The 18,063-nt window shown below is 73.1% G+C and carries 15 protein-coding genes; 7 read left to right on the forward strand and 8 right to left on the reverse strand.

Translation table 11 applies throughout. The features are described 5' to 3' along the window. Positions 1–88: 88 nt before the first annotated feature. Positions 89–1,450 carry a glutamine synthetase family protein gene (locus AB0I67_RS33480; protein ID WP_357931887.1) on the reverse strand — a complete coding sequence of 454 codons (1,362 nt, stop codon included), beginning with the start codon at positions 1,448–1,450 and terminating at the stop codon, positions 89–91. Positions 1,451–1,585: 135 nt separating this feature from the next. Between AB0I67_RS33480 and AB0I67_RS33485 the strand changes: the two genes are divergently transcribed. Together AB0I67_RS33485 and AB0I67_RS33490 are read left to right on the forward strand one after the other, a co-directional pair. Beyond that, the gene (locus AB0I67_RS33485) at positions 1,586–2,131 is read left to right on the forward strand and encodes an EF-hand domain-containing protein (protein ID WP_357931889.1); all 546 of its coding nucleotides are present in this window, start codon (positions 1,586–1,588) and stop codon (positions 2,129–2,131) included. 8 nt (positions 2,132–2,139) lie between these two features. Continuing rightward, positions 2,140–3,090, forward strand: coding sequence for a terpene synthase family protein (locus AB0I67_RS33490; RefSeq protein WP_357931892.1), 951 nt, complete (start codon positions 2,140–2,142; stop codon positions 3,088–3,090). Here AB0I67_RS33490 and AB0I67_RS33495 read toward each other — a convergent pair. Then, entirely contained in the window at positions 3,087–3,560 is a 474-nt protein-coding gene (locus tag AB0I67_RS33495) for a hypothetical protein (RefSeq protein ID WP_357931894.1), read from the reverse strand. The genes AB0I67_RS33490 and AB0I67_RS33495 overlap by 4 nt on opposite strands. Positions 3,561–3,629: 69 nt before the next feature. Then, positions 3,630–4,577, reverse strand: a complete 948-nt coding sequence (locus tag AB0I67_RS33500) for a DUF5937 family protein (RefSeq protein ID WP_357931897.1) — start codon at positions 4,575–4,577, stop codon at positions 3,630–3,632. Between the two features lie 60 nt (positions 4,578–4,637). Between AB0I67_RS33500 and AB0I67_RS33505 the strand changes: the two genes are divergently transcribed. Genes AB0I67_RS33505 through AB0I67_RS33525 form a run of 5 tightly spaced genes read left to right on the forward strand, consistent with a single transcriptional unit; the run spans position 4,638 to position 13,034 of the window. Continuing rightward, positions 4,638–5,831 (forward strand): MFS transporter, encoded by a 1,194-nt coding sequence (locus AB0I67_RS33505; protein WP_357931900.1) that lies wholly within the window; start codon positions 4,638–4,640, stop codon positions 5,829–5,831. 39 nt (positions 5,832–5,870) lie between these two features. Beyond that, entirely contained in the window at positions 5,871–7,736 is a 1,866-nt protein-coding gene (locus AB0I67_RS33510; RefSeq protein ID WP_357931902.1) for a histidine kinase, read from the forward strand. 28 nt (positions 7,737–7,764) lie between these two features. Continuing rightward, entirely contained in the window at positions 7,765–9,216 is a 1,452-nt protein-coding gene (locus AB0I67_RS33515; protein ID WP_357931906.1) for a BTAD domain-containing putative transcriptional regulator, read from the forward strand. 58 nt (positions 9,217–9,274) lie between these two features. Further along, positions 9,275–11,242 (forward strand): histidine kinase, encoded by a 1,968-nt coding sequence (locus tag AB0I67_RS33520; RefSeq protein WP_357931909.1) that lies wholly within the window; start codon positions 9,275–9,277, stop codon positions 11,240–11,242. Between the two features lie 22 nt (positions 11,243–11,264). Further along, positions 11,265–13,034, forward strand: coding sequence for an NAD+ synthase (locus AB0I67_RS33525; RefSeq protein ID WP_357931911.1), 1,770 nt, complete (start codon positions 11,265–11,267; stop codon positions 13,032–13,034). Positions 13,035–13,062: 28 nt separating this feature from the next. On the opposite strand, the gene AB0I67_RS33530 is transcribed toward AB0I67_RS33525, so the two are convergent. The 5 genes from AB0I67_RS33530 to AB0I67_RS33550 all read right to left on the reverse strand — a co-directional run bounded on the left by AB0I67_RS33530 (position 13,063) and on the right by AB0I67_RS33550 (position 18,047). Continuing rightward, on the reverse strand, positions 13,063–13,662 hold the full coding sequence (locus AB0I67_RS33530) for a DinB family protein (protein ID WP_357931914.1): 600 nt from the start codon (positions 13,660–13,662) through the stop codon (positions 13,063–13,065). 69 nt (positions 13,663–13,731) lie between these two features. Then, entirely contained in the window at positions 13,732–14,280 is a 549-nt protein-coding gene (locus AB0I67_RS33535; protein WP_357931917.1) for a TetR/AcrR family transcriptional regulator, read from the reverse strand. Continuing rightward, entirely contained in the window at positions 14,277–15,518 is a 1,242-nt protein-coding gene (locus tag AB0I67_RS33540; protein ID WP_357931919.1) for a hypothetical protein, read from the reverse strand. The genes AB0I67_RS33535 and AB0I67_RS33540 overlap by 4 nt, the downstream gene beginning before the upstream one ends. Positions 15,519–15,606: 88 nt before the next feature. Continuing rightward, a complete protein-coding gene (locus AB0I67_RS33545) occupies positions 15,607–16,035 on the reverse strand; it encodes a hypothetical protein (RefSeq protein WP_357931922.1) in 429 nt (142 codons plus the stop codon). Next, positions 16,032–18,047, reverse strand: a complete 2,016-nt coding sequence (locus AB0I67_RS33550) for a right-handed parallel beta-helix repeat-containing protein (RefSeq protein WP_357931924.1) — start codon at positions 18,045–18,047, stop codon at positions 16,032–16,034. Before AB0I67_RS33550 ends, AB0I67_RS33545 begins: the two co-directional genes overlap by 4 nt. Positions 18,048–18,063 lie beyond the last annotated feature (16 nt).

The following is an 18,063-nucleotide window of genomic DNA, read 5'->3' on the forward strand; positions in this document are numbered from 1 at the left end:
GGTTGCGATTCGTGTATTTTGTGCCGTTCTACCTGGCCAGGCTCGCGATCAGCGAGCCCCCACAGGCACAGCCCGAAGGGCCAAGCGGTCAAAGGACGGGAAGGTACCGGTCGAGCTCGAACTCGGTGACCTGCCGCCGGTAGTCGTTCCACTCCGACCGCTTGTTCCGCAGGAAGAAGTCGAACACGTGCTCCCCCAGCGTCTCCGCCACGAGCTCGCTCTGCTCCATGATCCCGATGGCCTCGTCCAGCGACTGCGGCAGCGGCCGGATCCCCAGGGCTCGGCGCTCGGAGCTGGTCAGCGCCCAGACGTTGTCCTCGGCGGCGGGAGGCATCTCGTACCCCTCCTCGATGCCCTTGAGCCCCGCGGCCAGGATGATGGCGTAGGCGAGGTAGGGGTTGCACGCCGAGTCCAGGGAGCGGAACTCGATCCGGGTGGAGCCGCCCTTGTGCGGCTTGTACATGGGCACCCGCACCAGGGCGGAGCGGTTGTTGTGCCCCCAGCAGATGTAGGAGGGCGCCTCGCCGCCCATGCCGGCGATGGCCTCGGCCCCACCCCACAGGCGCTTGTAGGAGTTGACCCACTGGTTGGTGATCGCGGTGATCTCGGCGGCGTGCTTGAGCAGCCCGGCGATGAAGGAGCGGCCGATCTTGGAGAGCTGGTACTCGGCGCCCGGCTCGTGGAAGGCGTTGCGGTCGCCCTCGAAGAGCGACATGTGGGTGTGCATGCCGGAGCCGGGGTGCTGGGTGAAGGGCTTGGGCATGAACGAGGCCCAGATGCCCTGCTCCAGCGCGACCTCCTTCATGACCAGGCGGAAGGTCATGATGTTGTCGGCGGTGGTGAGGGCGTCCGCGTAGCGCAGGTCGATCTCCTGCTGGCCGGGCGCGCCCTCGTGGTGGCTGAACTCGACGGAGATGCCCATCGACTCCAGCATCATGATCGCCTGGCGGCGGAAGTCGTGGCCGGCGCTGTGCGGGGTGTGGTCGAAGTAGCCGCCGGCGTCGATCGGCTCGGGGCGGTCGCCCGGGGCGGGCCGGTTCTTCAGCAGGAAGAACTCGATCTCCGGGTGGGTGTAGAAGGTGAAGCCCATGTCGGCGGCCTTGGCCAGCGCGCGCTTGAGCACCCAGCGCGGGTCGGCGTGCGAGGGCGAGCCGTCGGGCATCAGGATGTCGCAGAAGATGCGGGCCGCGCCGGGGGTCTCGCTGCGCCAGGGCAGGATCTGGAAGGTCGCCGGGTCGGGCTTGGCCAGCATGTCGGATTCGTAGACGCGGGCGAAGCCCTCGATCGCCGAGCCGTCGAAGCCGATGCCCTCGGCGAAGGCGCCCTCCAGTTCGGCGGGGGCGATGGCGACCGACTTCAGGAAGCCCAGGACGTCGGTGAACCACAGGCGGATGAACCTGATGTCACGCTCCTCGAGCGTGCGCAACACGAACTCCTGCTGACGGTCCACTTGCGCTCCTACAGTGTGCGGCTACCCCTACAGGATGCCCTGCCCGTGTTTCGCACACGTTACGAGGTGCGCCTCGCTGACAAACCGCCCCGCCGTTGCCTAGTGTGATCACGCAGAGTCTCGGGGGAGGCGAACATGCCTATTGACCTGCGTGATCACAAACTGGATCGCGCCTTCGGGCATCTCGACGTCGACGGTGGCGGCGAGATCGAGCGGGAGGACCTGCTGGGGCTCGGCGCGAGGTTGCTCGTGGGCTTCGGGGAGTCCCCGACCTCGCTGACCGGACGCCGCCTGGTGGACGGGTTCGACGGGATCTGGGCCGCGCTGGCGGCGGCGCTCGACCGCGACGGCGACGGGCGGCTGACCGCGGCGGAGTTCAAGGCGGGCATGACGGTCGCGTTCATCGAGGGGGGCGGGTTCGACCCGGTCTTCCTGCCCGCGGCCGAGGCGGTGGCGGATCTGTGCGACCAGAACCGCGACGGCCAGATCGGCGTGCACGAGTTCAGGATGCTGCTGTCGGCGTTCGGCACGCCGTACGACGACGTGGCTGAGGCCTTCGACCGGCTCGACCGTGACCACGACGGCACCCTGACGGTGTCGGAGCTGGTCACGGCGGTCAGGGAGTACTACACCGGCGACGATCCCCACGCCGCGGGCAACTGGCTGTTCGGTCCGCTCTAGGAGTCGTTGTGAGGTCCGTCCTGAAATCGCTGTCCAGCCTCATCCCACGGTCGCGCGTTCCCGCCCGGACCAGTGCCGAGCTGCTGCTGCCGCTGACCGAGCGGGTGCCGGCGATGGCCGCGCCCTGCCGCATGCACCCGTCGGTCTACGCGGTGGAGGCGGCGCTCATCGACTGGGCCCGGCGCACCGGCCTGCGGGCCGACGCGGGGGCCGGCTACCACCGGCTGGCGGCGCGGGCGTTCGCCGAGTTCGACGCGGCCGCGGCGGCGCTGTTCGCGCAGTGGCTGACCTGGCTGTTCCACCTCGACGACGAGCTGGACGAGGGGCCGTGCCCGCTGGAGGTCTTCCCCGGCCTGCTCAACGGTACGGCGGGGCATCCCCTGGAGGCGGCCTTCGCCGACCTGTGGCGGGTGACCAGCGCGCGGATGAGCGACCACTGGCGGTCGAGGTTCGCCGGGCACCTGAAGACCCAGTACGACGCCTGCCGTACCGAGGCGGAGAACCGGCTCACCGGGCGCACGCCGACGTTGCGCGAGTACCCGGCGCTGCGCCGGGGCACGGTCGGCCCCTACGTCTACGACCTGATCGAGCCGTGCCTGCGGGTGGAGGTCCCGGCGTGGCTGCACGGCGGGCCGCCGTGGCAGGAGCTGGTCGCGGCCTGCTCCGACGTCGTCGCCTGGTGCAACGACGTGGCCAGCCTGCCGAAGGAGCACGGGGATCCGCACAACCTGGTGGTGCTGGCGACGCACGAGTACGGGCTGGACGAGCACGCGGCGGTCGCCTGGGTGCTGGACCGCATCGCCGAGCGGTGCGCGGACATGCACGCGGCGACCATGGCGCTGCCGCTGGGCGACGTGGATCCGAAGACCGCGCGGGACGTGAGCAAGGTGGCGTGCGCGTTGCTGGCCGCGCCGCGGGCGCACCTCGACTGGCTGCTGGAGTCCAGCCGCTACGCCTAGAGCGGCAGCGGCGTGAGCCCGGCGGCGCTCAGCCTCCCGGCCACGTCGCCGGGGCGGCCGGCCGGGTAGACGACGAGGGCGCAGGGGTGGCCAGGCCGGCCGTCGAGCAGGTCGCCGAGCAGGGCGGCCGGGTCGGGGCGCACCAGGACGGCCAGCTCCAGGCGCAGGGTGTACGGCTCCGCCGTACCGAAGCGTGGTGAGGGGATGCGCGGTTCGGCCGCGGCCATGAAGGCTTCGAGGTCGAGGGCGTGGAAGCGTTCGGCGGGGTCGGGCCGGACGTCGAGTTCGACGGCGGCCAGCAGGTCGGCCCCGAGCGCGCCGGCGCGCAGGGCGGTCACCCGCACCGCGGCGATCTCGGCGGCCCGGCCGAGGACGCGCCGGGCGAGGGCGGGCGCGGCCGGGACGAGCGCCTGGGCGAGCATGGCTGGATCGCCCAGCCGCGCGAGCGCGCGGTCGCGGAAGCCGGCCATGCCCCGAGCATCGGCAGCGCCGTGAGCTGGGACAATGGGTAGCAGTACGTAGGGCACCCGGTGATCGGGCTAGGCGCAGGCCAGCGAGTCGCCGACGGAGGTGCGGCGGTACAGGACGCGCTTGCCGTCCCGCAGCCCGACGGTGAGCCCGCTGCCGGTGAGCACGCCGAGGTGCTGGCTGACCGCGCCGGGGGTGAGCGCGATGCGGCGCGCGAGGGCGGAGGTGGTGGCGGGCTCGGCCAGCGCGAGCAGGATCTGCGCGCGTGTACGGCCGATGAGCGCGGCCAGGGCGTCGGGGGCGGGCGGCGGCCCCTGCTCCCACAGCGTGCCGACGCCCTGGACCGGATAGACCAGCATCGACTGGTAGGGCGCGGTCATGACCGCCACCGACGGCCAGTAGAACGCGCTCGGCAGCAGCACCAGGCCGTCGCCGTGCAGCCCTTCGGTGGTGCACCAGGGGCGGTCGATCAGCAGCCGGTCGCCGGTCCAGACGACGGCCGGGTCAAGCGAGGAGAAGAGCGCGTGCGCCCCGCCCTGGGCCAGCAGCCGGGAACGGCGCAGCACGTCGCGTTCGAGCAGGCCGTACACCCGGGGCCAGTACTCGGCGAAGCAGGCCTCCCAGTAGGCCTCCAGCGCGTCGGCCACCCGCCGGAGCCCGGCCGCGGGGTCGGCCTTGAACCGGTCGAGCGGCCCGGACAGCAGCCCGGCCTCGTGCCGCGCCCGCTCGGGGTCGGCCCGGCGGACCCGGTCGAGCTCGGCGGCGAAGTCGGGCAGCGGGGTGTCCGGCGGCGGGGTGAGGAAGTCGGCGAGGTAGCCGTCGGCGGGCACCAGGGCGAAGAGCTCGGCCAGGTCGAGCCCGGCCAGCCGGGGCCGCACCGCCTTGATCCACGGCAGGTGGAGCGCCTGCCGGGCCGGGTCCTGGAGGGTGCGCAGGCTGGCGACCAGCTCCCACATCGGGGAGAAGGCGAAGCGGATGCGAGCCATGTCCTCCGGCTTGAGACGCCATTCGATGCCCATGCATTTAGTCTGCACTAAATCGATGGCTCCCTCGACCCGTCCCCGGCCACCATGCTTCGCATGAGCGCGACGACTTTCATGCAGGCCAAGGTCGGTGGCCTGCCCCGCCCCTTCTGGGCCCTGTGGGGCGGCACCCTGGTGAACCGCCTGGGCACGGTGGTGGCTCCCTTCATCGGCGTCTACCTGACGCAGAGCCGCGGCCTGTCGGTCACCGACGCGGGCCTGGTGCTGGGGGTCTACGGAGCCGGGACGGTCGCCTCGCAACTGGTGGCCGGCGCGCTGACCGACCGGATCGGCCGGCGGGCGACGCTCTCGGGCGGCATGCTGGCCACCGCGGCCACGCTGCTCGCGCTCGGCTACAGCACCACCATGCCGACGCTGCTGGCCTCGATGTTCCTGCTCGGGCTGGTGATCGACGTCTACCGGCCGGCCTCCAGCGCGCTGGTGGCCGACCTGATCTCGCCGCAGGACCGGCCACGGGCCTACGGGCTGCTGTTCTGGGCGATCAACCTCGGCTACGCGGTGGGCATGACGGCCGGCGGGCGGCTGGCCGAGATGGGCTTCACGCTGCTGTTCTGGATCGACGCGGTGTCCAGCGTGATCTTCGCGGTGCTGGTGTGGCGGGCCGTACCGGAGACCAGGCCCGAGCGGGTCAGGTCCGGCGGCTTCGGCGAGGTGCTGCGCGACCGACTGATGGTCGTCTTCACGCTGCTCACGGTGGCGCACGCGCTGGTCTACCTGCAGACGGTGACCATGCTCCCGGTGGCGATGGTCGAGGCCGGGCTCACCAAGAGCGAGTTCGGCCTGGCGATGGCGCTCAACGGGGTGCTGATCGTCATCGTCCAGCCGCTGGTGTCCGACCTGCTCACCCGCTACGACCTGGCCCGCGCCGAGGCGCTCGGGCTGGCGGTGATGGGCGTGGGCTTCGGGCTGACCGCCTTCGCCACCAGCACGCTCGGGCTGGCCGGCACGATCGCCGTCTGGACCTTCGGCGAGATCATCACCGCCGGCGTCGGCGGCACGATCGTCGCCACGCTGGCCCCCGCGCACCTGCGCGGGCGCTACAACGGGCTGTACGGCCTGTCCTGGGCGGTGGCCATGGTGCTGGCGCCCACCCTGGGCGGCGTGCTGCTCGGCGTGAGCAGCCAGGCGTTGTGGTTCACCGTCGCCGGGATCGGCCTGCTGGCGGCGGCGGGGACGCTGGCGATCGGCCCGGCGATCCGGCGGCGGGCGGCCGCGTTGACCGAGCATTGATCCGTCGTTGGCAGATGTCAGCTATGTTCCCCTTCAACCATGGGGAACACGCGGCTGAGCTGGCAGGCGAGCGTGGCGATCGCGATCGCCACGCTCGCCGTCATGCTGGAGGTCGCCGACATCTGGATCACCGCGCAGCTCCCGCCGGTCCCGGGCAACCCGCTGCCCTTCCAGCCCGAGGACATGGCCGGCACGACCTTCCCGGTCTTCGGCGCGATCCTGGTGCACAGCCGGCCCCGGCTGCCGATCGGCTGGCTGCTGTGCTCGGGCGGGCTGGCCTCGGCGGTCAACATCGTCTGCGGCAACCTCGACAAGCTCTACGGGCCGCACCCGCTGCGCTGGCCGCTGGCGCTGCTGGCCTGGCAGGTCTACGCGCTCGCGGTGGGCGTGCTGCTGCCGCTGCTCTACCCGACCGGCCGGCTGCCGAGCCGGCCCTGGCTCGCGGTAATCGTTGTCAGTGCCCTGCTCGCCGTCGCCGACTGGATCTCCTGGATCTGGTACGCCCCGGCGTTGCCGCAGCTCGGTGAGGTCTACCTGGCCGTGATGGCCGCCGCCGTCTCCTCGCTGGCGTTACGGCTGCGCGGCGCCGGGCCGGTCGAGCGGCGGCAGATCCTCTGGCTCCTGCTCGCCCTGCCCTTCGCGCTCGTGCCCTACCTCGCCGGCTGGCCGGCCTGGTGGCTCGCCTCGCTCACCCTGCCGCTGCTGCCGGCCGCGATGTGGGTGGCCATCCAGCGGCACCGCCTGTTCGGCATCGACACCCTGATCAGCCGGGCGCTGGTCGGCACCGGGCTCGCCGTGGTGATCGCCGGGGCCTACCTGGCCGCCGGCGCCGCCTCCAGCCTCTTCCTGGCCGACGTGGACCAGCTCGCCGGCCTCGCCGCCGCGCTCGGCGCGGGCGTCTTCCTGCAGCCGATCCGCCGCCTCATGCAACGCGGCGTCGACCGGCTGCTGTACGGCAGCACCGGCGACCCGGCCACGCTGGCCGAGGAGAGCAAGCGCCGCCTGCAGCAGGCCGATCCGGCGCAGGGCCTGCTCTCGGTGCTGGAGGTGCTGCGCGAGGGCCTGGCGGTCACCGGCGCGGCGGTGGACGTGGACGGCGTCCGCACGGTCTCCGGCGAGGTCCCGCACACCGCCCGCGCGGTCGCGCTCACCTGGCACGGCGAGCCGGTGGGCACGCTGCTGCTCGGGCCGCCCGGCAAGCGCCGCTTCCCGGCGGCGCACGACGAGCGGGTGCTGGCCACGCTGGTCCCCTTCATCGCCGACGCCACGCATGCCGTACGGCTGACCGCGGACCTGCAGCGCTCGCGCGAGCGCATCCTGTCCGCGCGCGAGGAGGAACGCCGCCGGCTGCGCCGCGACCTGCACGACGGCCTGGGTCAATCGCTCAGCGGCATGGCCATGTCGCTCAACGCGGCCCGGATCACCATGCGCCACTCCCCCGACCAGGCCGAACGGCTGCTGGCGCGGCTGCGCGAGGGGATGGACGAGGTGAGCGGCGACATTCGCCGCCTCGTCTACGGCCTGCGCCCGCCCGCACTCGACGAGCTGGGCCTGGCCGGGGCGATCGCCGACCTGCTGGACGAGCCGCCGCCCGGCCTCGCCGAGCAGGCCGAGCTGGGCGAGCTGCCCGCGGCCGTCGAGGTGGCCGCCTACCGGATCGCCCAGGAGGCCATCACCAACGCGCGCAAGCACTCGGGCGCGACGCGTATCGTGGCCACGCTGGAGCGGGAGGGCGGAATGTTGCGGATCACCGTTCAGGACGACGGCTGCGGCCTGCCACGACACCTTCGCGCCGGCATCGGGCTCGGCTCGATGCGCGAGCGCGCGGCCGAACTCGGCGGCGCCTGCACGGTCCGCCCGGCACAGGGAGGCGGCACGCTTGTCAGCGCCGTGCTACCAGTATGAAAGTGGCGGATCTACGCTTACTGATGCCATGTTGACCTTTCACACGCTCGGACCGTTCCAGGTCTGCATCGACGCGGAACCGCTTGACCTGGGCGGACTCCGCCAGATGGCGGTTCTGGCCCGCCTTCTGGTCGCCCGGGGCCGAGCTGTGCCCGTCACCACGCTCATCGACGAGCTCTGGCCGGGCACCCCGCCCGCCCAGGCCCTGTCGACCATCCAGGGGTACGTCTCCCGGCTGCGCCGCTCGCTGGAGCCGGCCCGTGCCCCCCGCGAGGAGGCCTCGGTCCTGGTGACCGCGCCGCCCGGTTACGGCCTGCGCGCCACGACCGAGCAGGTCGACTCCTGGCGGTTCGAGACCGTCGTGCTCCAGGCCGGGGGCGATCCCGGCCAGGTGTGGGACGAGATCGACGCCGCCCTCCACCTGTGGCGCGGGCCCGCGCTGGCCGAGTTCGCCGACCTGCCGTGGGCCATCACGGAGGCCGGCCGGCTGGAGGAGCTGCGCCTGGTCGCGGTCGAGCGCCGCGCCGACGCCGGGATCCTGCTCGGCAAGGCGACCGCGCTCGTGCCCGACCTGGAGGCGCACGCGTTCGCGCACCCGCTGCGCGAGGAGGCCTGGCGGCTGCTGGCGCTGGCCCTCTACCGCACCGGCCGCCAGGGCGACGCCCTGGCCGCGCTCCGCCGTGCCCGCGCGGCCTGGCGGGACGAGCTGGGCCTCGACCTGTCGGCCGCACTCCAGCGGCTGGAGAGCGACATGCTCGCCCAGCGCCTCGACCCCGAACCGGCCCCCACCGCGCCGGTCGCGGTGAGCACGCCCGGGCCTGCCACCCGGAGCCTGCGGGTGCTGGTCACCGACGACCAGGCGCTGGTGCGCACCGGCATGCGGGTCGTGCTGGACTCCGAGCCGGGCCTGGAGTTCGCCGGCGAGGCCAGCGACGGCGAGCAGGCCATCGCCGCGGTCGCCGAGCTGCGGCCGGACCTGGTGCTGCTCGACATCCAGATGCCGCGGCTCGACGGGCTGACCGCCGCGCGGCGCATCCTGGCCCAGCCGGACCCGCCGAAGGTGATCATGATGACCACGTTCGGCACCGACGACAACCTCTACGCCGCGCTGCGGGCCGGGGTCAGCGGGTTCATCCTGAAGACCTCGCCGCCCGAGCAGCTCATCGCCGCCCTGCGGGCCGCCGCGGCGGGCGACGCGCTGATCGACCCCGCGGTCACCACCCGGCTCATCGCCTCCTTCGCCGGGCGGTCCGACCCGGCCGCTCCCCCGGCGCTGGCCGGCGTGACCGACGACCAGCTCGACCTGCTGCGGCTCATCGCGCGGGGGCTGACCAACAAGCAGATCGCGCTCACCCTCCACCTGGACGAGCCCGCGGTGGGCGCGGCCATCTCGGGGCTGCTGGAGCGGCTCGGCCTGATCGACCGGGCGCAGCTCGTCGTGCTCGCCTACGAGTCGGGGCTGGTGAGACCGGCGCGATGACGGGTGCTCGCTTACGGGTCCGGGCCGGTGAGACCGGCGCGATGACGGGTGCCCTCTGATGGTGCGGACGCCGGTCGCGGCCGGGCTGGCGGTGCTGTCCGCCGTGCTGGCCGTCGGCGGGCTGGTGCTGGGCCTCAGCCTGCCCGAGCCGTGGCAACCGGCCCGCGCGCAGCAGGGCGTCGTGGTGCTGCCGGACTTCGCCGCCGCCCTCGTCCTGCCGGCCATCGGCGCCTTCATCGTCAGCCGCCAGCCCCGCCACGGGCTGGCGTGGCTGGCCATCGCCGGCGGGCTGGCCTGCGGCCTGCGCGGGGCGGGCGCCTCGGCCATGGCCTTCGCCGCCTCGATGGGCGAGCTGACCGCCGCCGGCTGCCTGCGCTGGGTCTCGCACACCGGCTGGGCCGCGGGCGGCATGCTGCTGGCCGTCATCTTCCCGCTCTACCTGCCCGACGGCCGGCTGCCGTCCAGGCGCTGGCGGCCCGTCGTGGTGATCGCCACCGTGCTGGTGACGCTGGAGATCGTGCGCGGCATCGTCCGCCCGGACCCGCCGCTGGCGGGCTACCCGTGGCCGGTGGTCATCCCCAACCCGCTCGGCTGGGACGCGCTGGCCGGCCTCGGCCCGGCGCTCAACCGCACCTACTACGTGTCCGTCCAGATCCTGCTGCTGGTCAGCCTCCTCGGCATGGCCCTGCGCGCCCGGCGCGGCAACGCCGTGGTGCGGCGGCAGATCGCCTGGCCGCTCACCGGCTTCGCGCTCTACGTGGCCGGCATGCTCGCCGGGCCCGACTTCTCCGTGCCCGCGGTGCTAGGCGTCTTCCTCACCGCGCTCGGCATCTGCTTCTCGGTGCTGCGCTACCGATTGTTCGACCTCGACGTCATCGTCAGCCGCGCGCTGGTCGGCGCGGGCATCGCCGCCGTGGTCGGCACCGTCTACCTCGCCGTCTCCGGCGCGGTCGGCCTGGCCGTCTCCGGCTACGACCGGCAGGCCGGGCTGGCCGCCGCCCTCGTCGCCGGGGCCTTCTTCCATCCGCTGCGCACGCGGCTGCGCCGCCTGGTCGACCAGCACATGTACGGCAGGCACGGCGACCCACGGCACCTGGCCGAGCGCCTGTCGGCCGAGGCGGGCAGCACCGACCCGGCCCGGGCGCTGACCACGATGGCCGAGATCACCATGGACGGCCTCGGCGTCGCCGGCCTCGCCGTCGAGGTGCGCGACACCCGCCGGACCGAGCTGGGCCGGCTCGGGCCCCGACCTCGTGAACTGCCGCTCGTCTGGCACAACGACCTGGCCGGCACCCTCCTGCTGGGGCCGCCCGGCGAACGCCGCTTCTCCCGCGAGCACACCGACCGGCTGATCGCGGCGGCGCTGCCGTACCTCGCGGACGTGGCGCACGCGATCGGCGTCTCGGAGGACCTGCAGCGTACCCGGGAGCAGATCATGGCCGCCCGCGAGGAGGAACGGCGGCGGCTGCGGCGAGACCTCGACCACGGGCTCGGCCAGGCGCTGGCCGGGATGGCCCAGTCGCTGAACCAGGTGCGCACCAGCCTGCACAGCGCGCCCTCCTCCGCCGAGCAGCTCCTCGGCGACCTGCGCGAGGGCATGGACGGGGTGGCCCAGGAGGTGCGGGAGCTGGTGTACGGGCTGCGTCCGCCCACGCTGGAGAGCCTCGGGCTGGAGGGCGCGGTCCGCGCGCTGGCCGGGAGCGAGGCCCGGGTGAGCGTGCGCGGCTCGCTCACCGGGCTGCCGGTCGCGCTGGAGGGCGCGGCCTACCGGATCGTCCGCGAGGCTCTCGCCGACCTGCGCCGCCACGCCCGGGGGCACGACGTGCGGATCCTGCTCGACGCGGGCGCCGAGGCGCTCGTCGTCCGGGTGGAGGACGACGGGCCGTGGGCGGCCGGGTCGCTGGGGAGCGGCCTGGAGGCGATGCGGGAGCGTGCTGCCGAGGTGGGCGGGACGTGTGTCGCGCTTCCCCGTCCGGGCGGCGGGACCAGGGTCGAAGCGGCCCTCCCCTGGTTATCGTCAATGTGACGATAGGTGTTAGGCTTGATCCATGGGACAGCTCCGCATCGCCCTGGCACAGACCAACCCGGTCGTCGGCGACTTCGCCGCGAACACGGCCAAACTGCTCGACTACACGCGTGAGGCCGCCGCGCGCGGCGCGCACCTGGCCGTCTTCACGGAGATGTTCCTCACCGGATACCCCGTCGAGGACCTGGTGCTGCGCACCTCCTTCGTGGAGGCCTCCATCGCCGCCCTCGACTCGGCCGCCGCCGCGCTGGCCGAGGCCGGGCTCGGCGGGCTGCCCGTCCTGGTCGGCTACGTCGACCGCGCCGGGCTCGCGCCCCGGGTCGGCCAGCCCAAGGGGGCGCCGCTCGACGCCGCCGCGCTCCTCTACGAGGGACGGGTCGTCACCCGGACGGCGAAGCACCACCTGCCCAACTACGGGGTCTTCGACGAGTACCGCTACTTCGTCCGCGGGGACCGGCTGCCGATCTTCCGGCTGCACGGCGTGGACGTGGCGGTCGCGGTGTGCGAGGACCTCTGGCAGGAGGGCGGGCCGGTCGCCGTCGTTGGGCAGGCGGGGGCGGGGCTGCTGGTGGTGCCGAACGCCTCGCCGTACGAGCGGGAGAAGGACGACGCGCGCCTGGAGCTGGTGGCCCGGCGCGCCCGCGAGGCCGGGTGCGCCCTGGCCTACGTCAACCAGGTCGGCGGCCAGGACGAGCTGGTCTTCGACGGCGACTCGCTGGTCGTCTCCGCCGAAGGCGAGGTGCTCGCCCGGGGCGCGCAGTTCCAGGAGGACCTGCTCGTCGTGGACCTCGACCTGCCGCTGGCCACCGCGCCCTTCGGGCAGGCCGCCCACGACGCCGGGGACGGCACGACGATCACCGTCGACCGGTTCGAGCTGTCGGCCGAGCCGGTGGCGCCCTACCCGGCCGAGCCGCCGGTCATCGCGCCCCGGCTGGACGACGTGGGCGAGGTCTACGCCGCCCTGGTGCTCGGCGTGCGCGACTACGTCGCCAAGAACGGCTTCGAATCGGTCATCCTGGGGCTGTCCGGTGGCATCGACTCGGCGCTCACCGCGACCATCGCCGCCGACGCCATCGGCCCCTCCCGCGTGGACGTCGTCCTCATGCCCTCGCGCTACTCCTCCGACCACTCCATCGGCGACGCCGAGGAGCTCGTGCGGCGGCAGGGGCTCAACTCGCGGGTCGTGCCGATCGCCGAGATCGTCACCGCCTTCGAGAAGGAGATCGACATCTCCGGCCTGGCGGCGGAGAACCTCCAGGCGCGGGTGCGCGGCATGCTCCTGATGAGCCTGTCCAACCAGCACGGCCACCTGGTGCTGACCACCGGCAACAAGAGCGAGCTGGCCACCGGCTACTCGACCCTCTACGGCGACTCGGCCGGCGGTTACGCGCCGATCAAGGACGTGCCGAAGACGATGGTCTGGGCGTTGTCCCGCTGGCGGAACGAGCACTCCTACCCGTGGTTCCTCCTCGACGCGGCGACGCCCATCCCGGAGAACTCCATCACCAAGGAGCCCAGCGCCGAGCTGCGGCCCGACCAGCGCGACACCGACTCCCTGCCGCCCTACGAGGTGCTGGACCGGCTCCTGGACGACTACGTGGAGAAGGACATGGGCTCGGCCGAGCTCGTCGCGGCCGGGCACGACGCCGCGCTGGTCGCGCGGGTGATCCGCCTGGTGGACCTCGCCGAGTACAAGCGGCGGCAGTATCCGCCGGGCCCGAAGATCACGCCCAAGAACTTCGGCCGGGACCGCCGCCTGCCCATCACCAACCGCTGGCGCGAGACGCTCTGACCCGGCCGCGAGGAGTCTGCGCCGCGCCTCAGGCCGGGGGCAGTCCGGCCGCCGTTCTGGCCGCCTGCTCCAGCCTGGCGTGGTAGACCTGCCACCAGGCCTGGTCGCCCTCGACCAGGTTGTCGTTGCCCTGGACGAGCCCGGCCGACCCGTCGAGGGTCTCGCGCAGGATGTCGGCCTGGCCGGCGTGCCGGTTGAGCTCCGCGACCAGGTGCACCAGGATCTGGTGGAGGCTGACCTCGCGGCGCGCCTCCCCCCACCAGGGCACCGTCCCGCGCGAGTCGAGCTCCAGCGCCTCGACGGTCGCCGCCGCGTGCTCGCGCACCCGCCGGTAGAGGTCGAGGATCTCCTCCCGCGACTCCTCCTCCGTGGCCCACATGTCCGCGTTGGGCTCGGCGTCCCCGAGCATCCACGGCCGGGTGTCGGGGAACGGCCGGTCGAACACCAGCCCCAGGTAGCCGGCTTCCACCGAGGCCACGTGTTTCACCAGGCCCAGCAGGTTGGTGCCGGTCGGGGTCAGCGGGCGGCGGACGTCGTACTCCGGCAGCCCGTCGAGCTTCCAGAGCAGCGCGTCACGGACGCTGTCGAGGTAGCGGAGGAGGGTGGCCTTGGGGTCGGGGAGGGTCATGCGCAGCCTTTCGTCAGGTGCGGGAAGTCTACGAAGGCCCACCGACAGTTCCCTCCGCCCGCCCGGGGGTCAGGCCAGGCGGCGGGCGAGGTAGGAGCGCAACATCTCCTTGGTCTCCTCGACCATCTCCGGGTCGGCGTGATGGGTGCGCAGCAGGGCGTCGGCGGTCTCGACGGCCAGGAGCAGCGCGCGGCGGGCCCGGGGCGCCGGGGTGACGCCGAGCAGCGCGGCGAGCGCGTCGGCGACCTCCGCGTTGGCCCCGAAGTCGAGCACCGCGAAGCCGGGCACGGTGGCCTTCATGTCGAGGTACTCGTCCACGACGAGGTCCACGACCTGCGCCCAGGACAGGCCCGGCGGCTCCCGGCCGGCGAGGCGGGCGGCGAGGCGGGCGGCGATCCGGCCGAGGAAGGAGTCGAGGTTGCGCCGGGCCAGGGCGTCGGCCAGAGCGCGTTTGTCCTGGAAGAAGCGGTAGATGGAGCCGATCGGCAACCCGGTGCGGGCGGCGACGGCCCGGGTGCTGAGCGCGTCGTACCCGCCCTCGTCCAGCAGGGCGGCGGCCACATCGAGCATCTGGTTGACACGCTCGACGCTGCGCTGCTGGAGCGGGGCGCGCCTCATGCGGCGAACAGCAGGGTCAGGCCGCCCAGGGTGTAGCTGAGCATGAGCACGAACAGCGGGATCTGACCGGCGACCGCGCGCTCGGGGCGCAGCAGGCGGACCGAGCGGTCGTGCGCGGCCACGACTCCCAGGACGTGCCCGACGATGATCGCGGAGACCTGGACCGTGGCGATGACCGCCGGAGACACGATCTCCTGGTCCACGGTGGCGCCGTCCAGGCCGAGGGCGAGGATGGCGGCCCGTTGCCCCTCGATGACCAGCAGCGAGAAGTAGTGCGCGACGAGGTAGCCGATGGCGACCGGGACCAGCGAGTGCGCGAAGCGGGCGGGCAGGTCGCGGGCGCCGCCGATGGCCGCGGCCAGCCGCAGGCAGGCGGCGTAGAGCAGCGCGACCAGGACGATCGCGGTGAGGAGGCCCAGGGTGCCGGTGCCGACGCGGCCGAGCGGGGCCGACTGCAGCGTCTGCACCCAGACCGGAGCGGTGGAGAAGCCGTCGTAGCCGGTGCTGCCGAGCAGCACGCAGACGGTGGCGACCAGGCCGGGGGCCGGGGCGAGGGCGTCGAGTCCGTTGAAGGGGCTGCGCAGCACCCACCGGCCGTCGCCGCGCCGGCCCAGCGGGGACAGGTGGCCGATGAGCGTGGAGTAGACCTCGAACGGGTCGCCGCGCTCCAGCCAGGCGTGGCCGTGGCGCAGGGTGCCGGCCAGTTGGGCCAGGCCGTACCCCACCAGGAAGACCAGCAGGGTCGGCGGCGCGGCGGGCTCCGGCGCGACCAGTTCCATCCAGGTGAAGGCGAACAGGCCCGCGGCGGCGGGCCAGTAGCCGAGCCGGGCGGGCAGGGGGCGGCGGGCGGTGTCCGGGAGCAGGCGGAAGGGGTTGAGCGTCCGCCAGACCGGGCCGAGGAGCATCGAAGCGGGCACCAGGCCGACCCAGAACACCACGTAGATCAGGTACGGCGCGGCATTGTCCTCGGCCGGACCGGCGATCAGCCAGGCCGCGGTGTAGAGCAGTGCGGCGAGGGTGAGCAGGCGCAGGCCGCGCACCAGCCACGGCAGCGGCCGCACCGGCAGCACACGGCCCGCCAGCTCGCCCCGGAAGCGCGAGTCGGCCCACAGCAGGCCGAGCGCGAGGAAGGAGATCACCAGCGCGGCGAAGGCCCCGGCGTAGGCGTAGAACAGCGGGATCGGCAGGTCGCTGCGGCTGCCGACCCCGTGCGCCAGCACCCCGTCGACGACGCTCACCGGAGCCTCGCCCAGCTCGCGTGCCGGCCAACCGGGGCTCCCCGGCTCATGTGACGGCCACCTGCGTCGGGACCCGGCCGCTCCCCGCTCACTTGACGGCCACCTGCGTCAGGACCAGGCCGCTTCCGTGGGTCTCGACCTCGAAGACCCCCGTCATGTTCGCGGTGAAGCGCAACGTGACCGGCACGCCGGGGGTGACGGCGGCCTCCACGTCGTAGCCGTGCACGTGCACGGTGTCGGCCACGTCGCTGGTGACGGTGAGGCTGACCGAACCGCCCTTGGCCACCTCCAGCCACCCGGGCGGCGGCGACACCCGGCCGCCCTTGATCACGATGTCCGCGTGCCGCTCCCCGGGAGGCACGCCGGCCGCGCCGGTGACCACCTCGTGGCTGGTCCCGGGCCGGTGGTGCGTCTCGGCGAGCGTCCCACACCCAGCCACCAACACCGCACCCACCAGCACCGCGCCCTTCAGCACCGGGACCCCCGCCGGAACAAGCCCCCGCGCCGCCGGTCTCACGCGGCCACCTCCCGGACCGGTTCGGCCGGCTCGGCGGTACGGCGAGGCCGCGGCGCGAGAACCACGACCGCCCACAACACCCAGACCCCGGTCAGCAGCCCCCGGATCCACCCCGGCCCCAGCGGCAGGAACGGCAGGAGGTGCACGCCACGGTCGAAGGCGTCGGCGAAGCACAGCACCCCGAGCACGACGGTGAACCAGCCGAACACCGGCCGCGCCCGGCGCGACTCCCAGCCGAGCCCGGTCAGCCACATCCCCATCCCCACCAGCGCGACCGCGGTCAGCCAGACCGATCCGGCCGCCGCCGCCCACACGTCGAGCGCCAGCCCGGCCAGCCCGGCGGCCGTGGCCACGCCGAGGAAGAGCCCGTCCACGCCGCGGCGGAGCCGTACCCAGAACAACACCGCGAGCAGCCCCAGCACCACGGAGCCGCCGAGCGCGAGCTGCGCCTCGACCTTGCCGAGCGCCCGGGCGCCGAACCAGTCGCACCCGGCCGGGAGCCGGACGTCCTGGGCGCTGAAGTCGGCGCAGAGGTAGAGCTTGAGCACCTTGATCGGCTCGGCGACCAGCCGGGCGGCGCCGCCGGACAGCTCGGGCGCCTTGGCGGCGCAGACCGGGAGCACGGCCGGGTCGGAGCGGCCGGTGTCGCCCTGCCAGCAGTTGCCGGTGCCCTGCCCGTCCCACCAGACGTCCAGGCCGTTGCCCTCGAAGCGGTTGGCCTCGTAGCGGTTGAAGTTGGAGGTGTCGGCCTGTTTGGCCAGCGCCTCCTCGCCGCGGATGAAGGCGGGCACGCCGAAGAGCTGGAAGGCGGCCCGGTCGTGGCCGGTGATCTGGTTGCCGCGGAAGACGTTGTAGTTGCCGCCGGCGACCAGGATGCCGGTGCCGGGCGGGACGCCGACCTGCGGGCAGACCACGCCGTTCTCGTAGCCGCGCTCGGCCGGGGGCTTCTTGCAGGTGCCGTCGCGCAGGTAGCGGTAGTAGTCCTCGTTGTTGTCGTAGATCTTGTTGTTCTCGAACTTGGCGTGGTTCTGCGGCAGGCCGGGGTGGTCGGGCCAGAGCGAGTCCATCGTGGCGCCGACCATGTTGTTGTAGAACTCGTTGTCGTGCACCCACATGCTGTCGCCGGCGGTGCCGGAGTAGCCGAGCGCGTTGTGGTGCGACTTGCAGCGGGTGATCTCGATGGCGTAGCGCGGGACCTCGTGGCCCCGGCCGTCGTTGAGGTTGGAGGCGCTGCCGGGGTAGAGGCCGCCGTCGCCGTTGCCGTAGGCCTCGCAGTCGGTGTAGAGGCCGTGGTCGCTGGCGAAGGTGAGGAAGCCGTACTCGTCGGTCCAGCGGCCGAGCACCCGGTCGATGACGAAGCCGTCGGTCTCCAGGATGTAGACGCCGTTGAAGGTGGTGCGCTGGGCGGTGAAGTTGCGGAAGTAGATGCCGTCGGCCCGGTCCGCGCGGATCGCGTTGAGCTTGCGGTACTCCGCGTCGATGACGACGTCCTTGGGGTCGGCGCCCGTGCCCTCGATCTGCAGGTCCTTCTTGCCGAGGATGGCGACGAGGTTCTGGTTGTGCGGGCACTGCTGCTGTTGCTCGAAGCTGAGGATCTGGTAGCCCCAGCTTGACCAGCGGGCGGGGAGCGCGGCGCAGGCTCCGGTGGGGGCGGCCTGACCGGGTTCTTCACGGTAGAGGCCGGGGAGGATCGCGATGGTCATGCCCGGGCGGTCGACCTTGTCGACGGCTTCCTGGAGGTGCCGGGATCCGGATTGCTGACATTTCTCGAAAAGGCCGATATTTCGGGCTTTGAGGTCGGCGGGGAAGGCGGCGATGCGGCGGTCGAAGTCGGATTTGTCGCTCTTGCAGACGAGGAGGTCGGGTTCGGCGTCCGCCCGGTAGGCCGGGACCTTCCCCGATCCGTCGGGGATGGTGACCTTGCGTTCCTCGTGGGCGAAGGCGGCACCGGCGGGTAACAGCAGGCCTAAGGTGAGCGCGAGGAGGGTCAGTAACCTGCGCGAGGGGGGCATGGCGGCGAGATTAGAG

The organism is Nonomuraea sp. NPDC050310 (assembly GCF_040655795.1).
GTDB lineage: Bacteria > Actinomycetota > Actinomycetes > Streptosporangiales > Streptosporangiaceae > Nonomuraea.

Excerpts from the sequence above, each read along its gene's own strand:
- AB0I67_RS33485 (WP_357931889.1), top strand. The coding sequence starts at position 1,586 with ATGCCTATTGACCTGCGTGATCACAAACTGGATCGCGCCTTCGGGCAT.
- AB0I67_RS33495 (WP_357931894.1), bottom strand. The coding sequence starts at position 3,560 with ATGGCCGGCTTCCGCGACCGCGCGCTCGCGCGGCTGGGCGATCCAGCC.
- AB0I67_RS33500 (WP_357931897.1), bottom strand. The coding sequence starts at position 4,577 with ATGGGCATCGAATGGCGTCTCAAGCCGGAGGACATGGCTCGCATCCGC.
- AB0I67_RS33505 (WP_357931900.1), top strand. The coding sequence starts at position 4,638 with ATGAGCGCGACGACTTTCATGCAGGCCAAGGTCGGTGGCCTGCCCCGC.
- AB0I67_RS33510 (WP_357931902.1), top strand. The coding sequence starts at position 5,871 with ATGGGGAACACGCGGCTGAGCTGGCAGGCGAGCGTGGCGATCGCGATC.
- AB0I67_RS33515 (WP_357931906.1), top strand. The coding sequence starts at position 7,765 with ATGTTGACCTTTCACACGCTCGGACCGTTCCAGGTCTGCATCGACGCG.
- AB0I67_RS33520 (WP_357931909.1), top strand. The coding sequence starts at position 9,275 with ATGGTGCGGACGCCGGTCGCGGCCGGGCTGGCGGTGCTGTCCGCCGTG.
- AB0I67_RS33525 (WP_357931911.1), top strand. The coding sequence starts at position 11,265 with ATGGGACAGCTCCGCATCGCCCTGGCACAGACCAACCCGGTCGTCGGC.
- AB0I67_RS33530 (WP_357931914.1), bottom strand. The coding sequence starts at position 13,662 with ATGACCCTCCCCGACCCCAAGGCCACCCTCCTCCGCTACCTCGACAGC.
- AB0I67_RS33535 (WP_357931917.1), bottom strand. The coding sequence starts at position 14,280 with ATGAGGCGCGCCCCGCTCCAGCAGCGCAGCGTCGAGCGTGTCAACCAG.
- AB0I67_RS33550 (WP_357931924.1), bottom strand. The coding sequence starts at position 18,047 with ATGCCCCCCTCGCGCAGGTTACTGACCCTCCTCGCGCTCACCTTAGGC.